Annotated in this window: 3 protein-coding genes; 1 reads left to right on the plus strand and 2 read right to left on the minus strand. The window is 66.7% G+C overall.

The genetic code is table 11. The annotated features are described in order from the left end of the window. The first annotated feature begins 112 nt into the window (after window positions 1-112). Entirely contained in the window at window positions 113-1,729 is a 1,617-nt protein-coding gene (locus tag KY501_RS50195) for a hypothetical protein (protein ID WP_224372675.1), read from the plus strand. A gap of 81 nt (window positions 1,730-1,810) precedes the next feature. Here KY501_RS50195 and KY501_RS50200 read toward each other — a convergent pair whose 3' ends face one another. Next, complete coding sequence (locus tag KY501_RS50200) at window positions 1,811-4,939, minus strand: efflux RND transporter permease subunit (protein WP_224372677.1); 3,129 nt, start codon at window positions 4,937-4,939, stop codon at window positions 1,811-1,813. Between the two features lie 18 nt (window positions 4,940-4,957). Beyond that, entirely contained in the window at window positions 4,958-6,052 is a 1,095-nt protein-coding gene (locus KY501_RS50205; protein ID WP_224372678.1) for an efflux RND transporter periplasmic adaptor subunit, read from the minus strand. Between the last annotated feature and the right edge of the window lie 310 nt (window positions 6,053-6,362).

Raw genomic sequence — 6,362 nt, forward strand, 5'->3', positions numbered from 1 at the left:
GCTGCGGCGAAACACGCTCCGACAGAGCGGGACTGGGTGGCGACGCGAAGCCCGAGCTGTTGGCAATCCACCTGCAATGCCCCTGTGTAGCAGCAACCAACAGGAGCAACGCATGACACGAACAAGAACGCGGTGGGCGCTGGCCTTGGGGGGGACTGCGGCATCCCTCTCCCTGTGGGCCTGCATGGCGATGAGCGACACCGTGCAGCAGCCGGACTCGGCCGTCTCCCAGCGAGTGGGGGGAGTAGGAACCTGCTCGGGGCCCTACCCCGACTACTGGCAGGATCCGAACTTCGCCGACTCGGGCATGTGGAAGGATCAGAAGATCTCCAATCAGCCGCCCGAGCACTGGTCGGGTCCCGTCTTCCGGCTGAGCCAGCGGTACCCAGCCACGCTCCCGGACTCGTCCGCGGACGAGGGCTGGAAGCAGTTCAACCCCTTCAAGGCGGGCCTGAGCCAGGAGGAGATGCGGAAGGAGGCCCAGGGCTACATGTGGGCCGTCATGAAGTACATCCAGGCCGGCAACGTCACCCAGGGCGAGACGGGGGGAGACGTCCAGAAGGACTGGACGCTGTGCGACAACCCAGTGCGCCCGTGGGTTCACATCCCCTTCCAGACCTACGATCCGAGCAGCGGGCGCGAGTTCATCCACGGGCTCACGCGCGAGGCCCCCGTCCTCTTCACCCTGAAGGACCGTACCCAGGTCAAGACCACGGTCTGGGCGGTGGGCTTCTACAATCCGCGCGCGGCCTATGCGCTCGGGCAGGTGTGGAAGCCGAACGGAGTGCCGGTGTTCCCCACGAGCAACATGGCGTTCCCAGAGGGAGCGGTGATTGGCAAACCGCTGTTCACCACGGCCACGCCCGATCAGATCCCCAACCTGATGAACATGCCGAAGTGGCAGGCCAACATCAGCGACCCCGCGTTCTGCGTGTGCAAGGCTCCTGACGGAGGGCAGTGCTCGTTCCAGCAGATCAGCGAGCAGTGCGCGCGCACCCCGGGGACGGTGTGGCTGCTGCAGTTCGATATCGCCGTGCGCGACAACCGCTCCCCCACGGGCTGGGCGTTTGGCACGTTCGTCGCGGATGGGCAGCAGAAGGCCTCGGAGAAGAACCCATGGAGCCGCATCTCGCCGCTCGGGCTGATGTGGGGCAATGACTCGCCGCCGCCGGGAGGGCTGGCCATCTCGAACCCGGTGGATCCTCGGACGAAGGGCTTCACGCAGGAGGTGGTGTTCTGGGATGTGGTGGATCGCTGGAACGCAGCCTCCGACGGCGGGCACCTGGGATGCAACAGCCGACTCAATGGCCCGGCGGACAACACGCGCAGTTCCTGCCTGTCCTGCCACATGACGGCGTCCGTGCCGGACAAGAACCGTGCGGTTCCTCCGTTCCTCGATCTGGGCAACCTCACGGCGCTGACCTCCAACACGGGGCCGGGCTCCGGCACGGAACTGGGCTCCACCCCAAAGCCGGGACAGTGCGCGACGGCGCCGGGGCAGGTGTCCGTGGATGCCGTGTACTTCGCGACCAGCACGTGCAGCACCTCGTTCCAGGGGGGCAGTGTCGTGCCGAAGCCGCAGTACTCCAACGGCGGCACCCAGTGGATCTCCACGGACTTCTCGCTGCAGGTGTCGATCAGCATGGCCCAGTGGGCAGAGTGGCAGGCGGACCAGGTGGATGAGCGCAAGGGTCCGCGCTTCCTGCAGGCCATCCTCCCGGGTCGCTGAGCCCAGGGTGAAACCGAGAGGCTGAATGAAGGCGGCGGGATGCCATCTGCTGAATCAGCACGGTAGCGATGCTGCTCACCCTCAGTGTCCCTGCTGGGGCGCGGGAGTTGGCAGCAGCGGTCCCTGCTCTTCCCGCCGCTCGTGCCCGGTGGCCACCGTGCGCTCCCGGGCGATGAGGAGGTAGATCGCTGGGACGAAGAAGAGCGTGAAGAACGTGCCGATGGCCATGCCGGTCACCAGCACGAGCCCGATACTGTTGCGCGCCGCCGCACCCGGCCCCTCCACCAGAACCAACGGGAAGTGGCCCGCCACCGTCGCCACGCTCGTCATCAGGATCGGCCGGAGCCGCTCGGAGGCCGCCTCCCTCACAGCCGCGAGCTTCGTGTGCCCCTGCTCCTGGAGCCGATTCGCGAAGTCGACGATGAGGATGCCGTTCTTCGCGATGAGCCCCATCAGGGTCACCAGCCCCACCTGCGAGTAGATGTTGAGCGTGGTGGTGAAGCCATCGGTGAAAAACGTCATGTTGGGGTTCGGCATCTTCAGGAACGTGGTCAGCAGCGCGCCGAAGAGCGCCAGCGGCACCGACCCGGCAAGGATGATGAACGGATCCCGGAAGCTGTTGAACTGGGCCGCGAGCACCAGGAAGATGAGCACCACCGCCAGCAGGAACGCCGGGAGGAACTTGTTGCCCTCCACGCGCAACTGCCGCGACTCTCCCGTGTAATCGATACTGTAGCCCTTGGGCAGGATCCGCGACGCTTCCGTCTCCAGATAGGTGAGCGCCTCGTCCAACGGCCGGATGGCCACGCCGCTCAATTTCACCGCGTTGAGCTGCTGGAAGCGGTTGAGCGACCGGGGCGCCACGGTGTCCTGGAGCGAGGCAATGGACGACAGCGCCACGAGCTGGCCGTTGGGGCCCGTCACATGGATGTCTTTCAACTGCTCGGGGTTGAGCCGGGACGTCCGGAGCACCTGGGGAATGACCTTGTAGCTGCGCCCGGCGATGTTGAACCGGTTGACGAAGTTGCCGCCCACCGCCGCGCTCAGGTCCTGCCCCACCATGCCCAGGTTCAACCCCAGCTGCGCCACCTTCTCGCGGTCGATGACGACCTGTGACTGGGGCTGGTCGATCTTCACGTCGATGAGCGGAGGGAACGCAAACAGCCCGCTCTGCGCCGCCTTCTCCTGGAGCTGCTGCGCGAACCCAAGCAGTTCCTCGGCCTCCGCCGTGGAGGCGATGACGAACTCCACCGGGAAGTTGCCGCCGCCCGGCAGCGCGGAGGGCAGGATGGGGAAGGTCTGAATGCCCGGGATGGCGCTGACGCGCTGCTGCGTCTCGGCCAGCACCTGAGCCGCGGAGCGCTGACGCTGCGTCCACGGCTTCAGCTCCAGGCCCCAGAAGCCCATGGAGGGGTTGGTGATTTGGAAGGTGGACGCCGCTTCCGGCATCTCCATCACCGTCCGGTTCACCTCCTCCACGGAGGGCAGAAGCTGATCCAACGTGGCGTTGGACGGGGTGTTGACGATGCCGAAGATGATGCCCTGATCCTCCGTGGGGGCCAGTTCCTGCGGCGACTGCGAGAACATGAGGAGCGCGAGCACGCTCAGCACCGCCCACGCGGTGTAGACCACGCCCCGGGCACCCAGCGCTCCGTCCAGCAACCGGGCGTAGGCGGCCCGAATCCGCTCGAAGGTGCGGTTGATGAGTCCGGGCAGGCCCTGGTCCTCGTGCCCCGCGCGCAGCAGGGCCGCCGACATCATCGGCGAGAGCGTCAGCGCCACCACGCCCGACAGCGTCACCGCCCCCGCCAGCGTGAGCGCGAACTCGCGGAACAGCGAGCCCGTCAGCCCACCTTGGAAGGCAATGGGCGCGTAGACCGCAGCGAGCGTGAGGGTCATCGCGAGGATGGGCCCCGCCAGCTCCCTCGCGCCCCGAAGCGCGGCGTCCACCGGGCTCAGCCCCTCGCGCAGGTGCCGCTCCACGTTCTCCACCACGACGATGGCGTCGTCCACCACGAGCCCCACCGAGAGCACCACCGCGAGCAGCGTGAGCAGGTTCACCGTGAACCCGAAGAGCTGCATCAGGAACACCGTGCCGATGAGCGACACAGGGATGGCCACCACCGGCACCAGGATGGAGCGCACGGAGCCGAGGAACAGGAAGATGACCACCACGACGATGAACAGGGTTTCCACCAGCGTGCTCACCACCTCGTCGATGGCGTCCTGGATGTACTCCGTGCCATCGAAGTTGATGTCGCCGTGGATCTGTTCTGGCATCTCCTTCTTCAGCGCCTCCATCTCCGCGTGGACGAGCTTCAGCACGTCCAGCGCGTTGGCATGGGGCAGCACCCACAGGCCGACGAACACCGCCTCCTTCCCGCCCGCCCGGACATCGCTGTCATAATCCTCGGCCCCGAGCACCACGTCCGCGATGTCCGAGAGCCGCACCACCGCGCCCCCGTTCCGCCGCACGATGAGCTGCCGGAACTCCTCCACCGAGCGCAGATCCGTGTTCGCCGTGAGGTTCACCTGCACGAGCGAGCCCCGCGTCTGCCCCACGGCAGCCAGGTAGTTGTTGCTGGCCAGCGCCTGCCGGACCTGCGCCGGGCTGATGTTGAGCGCGGCCATCCGCTCGGGCTTCAACCAGATGCGCATCGCGAACGTGCGCGCCCCGAGGATGTCCGCGCGCTGCACGCCGTCCAGGGAGGACAGCCGCGGCTGCACCACCCGCACGAGGTAGTCCGTGATTTCGTTCTGGTTCAGGAACTCAGAGGCGAAGCTCAGATAGGCCATGGCGGCCTGGCTGTCCGCGGACTCGATGTTGAGCACGGGGACCTGGGCTTCCGGGGGCAGGTCGCCGCGCACCTGGTCGACCTTGGCGCTGATTTCACTGAGCGCCCGGTTGGAGTCGTAGTTGAGCTTGAGCCGGGCGCGGATGGTGGACACGCCCTGCGAGCTCTGGGACTCGACGTAATCGATGCCGTCCGCGGAGGCGATGACGCGCTCCAGGGGGGTGGTGATGAAGCCACGGACGAGCTCCGCGCTGGCGCCGACGTAGACGGTGGTCACCGTGATGTCGGCGTTGTCGCTGCGCGGATACTGCCGCACGTTGAGGGACTGGAGGGCCTGGAGGCCCGCGATGACGATGAGCAGGTTGACCACCAGCGCCACCACGGGGCGCCGGATGAACAGGGCGGTGAAGTTCATGGGGCCGTCTTCCGTTCTCTAGGGAGCCACGGGCTGGGGCGCGGACTCGGGCCGCGGCGCCAGCGCGTTGTTGACGACGACGGCCGCGCCGTTGCGCAGCTTGAAGACGCCGTTGCTGACCACGGTCTCCCCGGGCTTCAGGCCCGAGTCCACCACGATGAAATCTCCCCGCCGCTCGCCCAGCCGCGTGAAACGCTGCTGCACCACGAGGCTCGGCTTGCCCGCGGCATCCTTGGCCTCCTCGATCACGAACACCGAGTCCCCATAGGGGGCGAAGAGCACGGCGGTGGTGGGGATGGCCACCACCTGGCGCGTCTCCTCCGAGAGCACTTCCACGGTGGCGAACATGCCCGGCAGCAGCCGCCCATCCGCGTTGGGCACGGTGGCGCGCATGCGCACGTTGCGGGAGGCCAACTCCACCTCGGGGTTGATGGTGGTGAGCGTCCCCTCCCACGCATCCTTCGGGAAGACGTCGACGCCGATGCGTACCTTCTGCCCGGGCTTCACCTCCACGAGCGCTTGCTGCGGCAACAGGAACTCCACGTGAACCGGGTCCACGGATTGGAGCGAGGCGATGGGGCTCCCCGGGCCGGCGGCCTGGCCCAGTTCCACCTGCCGGATGCCGATACGCCCCTCGAATGGCGCGCGGATGACCTTCTTGGCGATGAGGGCCCGCAGGTTGGCCACCGCGGCCTCGGCTTGCACCGCCCGGGCCTGGGCGATCTCCAGCTCCGCCTGAGGCCTGGAGCCCTGGGTGTACAGCGATTGGACGCGGGTAAGGGTGAGCCGGGCCAGCTCTGCTTCCGCCTCGGCCCCCGTGAGCTGGGCCGTCTCGCTGGAGGTGTCGAGTTGGACGAGCACCTGTCCCTTCTTCACCCGCGCGCCGTTCTCAAAACCAATTTCCCGGACAATGCCTGACAGCTCGGAGCCCAGTGTCACACCGCGAACCGCGATCACCGTGCCCACGGCCCGCTGGGAGGATTGCCACGTGACGGTTTCGGCTTTCGCCGAGGAGACGGATTCCGGAGGCGAAACATAGGAGGCCCCCGCTTGAATCATCGCGCCGATCTGCGCGGCCTTGATGCCCACGAGCACCGCGATGATTCCCAGCAAAGCCAGGATGCCGAGGACCCACCGTTTCCAGTTACGGGGGGAACGTGGGGCAGAAGAGGGAATCACATCCGAAGGGGGTGAAACAGAAACAGGCATCGCGGGCACTCGGCGAGAAAAAGTGCGCCCCGTGTACCCGATTCACCGGCTGTATTCGCTCTTGAAAGTAAAAATCAGCTGTGACCAACGAGGCTAGTGGAGTGTCCGACAAGTTTTTCAACATAGTCAGGACCGGTGTCGGTCCATCCATGCGTGCATCTTGGAGCGAGTCCAGGACCAAGTGAACGGGTGGGCGAAGAGGCGGTTGTACTCG

This window comes from Hyalangium versicolor (assembly GCF_020103695.1).
GTDB lineage: Bacteria > Myxococcota > Myxococcia > Myxococcales > Myxococcaceae > Hyalangium > Hyalangium versicolor.

Bases quoted from the DNA above. Each gene is read 5' to 3' on its own strand.
- KY501_RS50195 (WP_224372675.1), top strand. From the start codon at position 113: ATGACACGAACAAGAACGCGGTGGGCGCTGGCCTTGGGGGGGACTGCG.
- KY501_RS50200 (WP_224372677.1), bottom strand. From the start codon at position 4,939: ATGAACTTCACCGCCCTGTTCATCCGGCGCCCCGTGGTGGCGCTGGTG.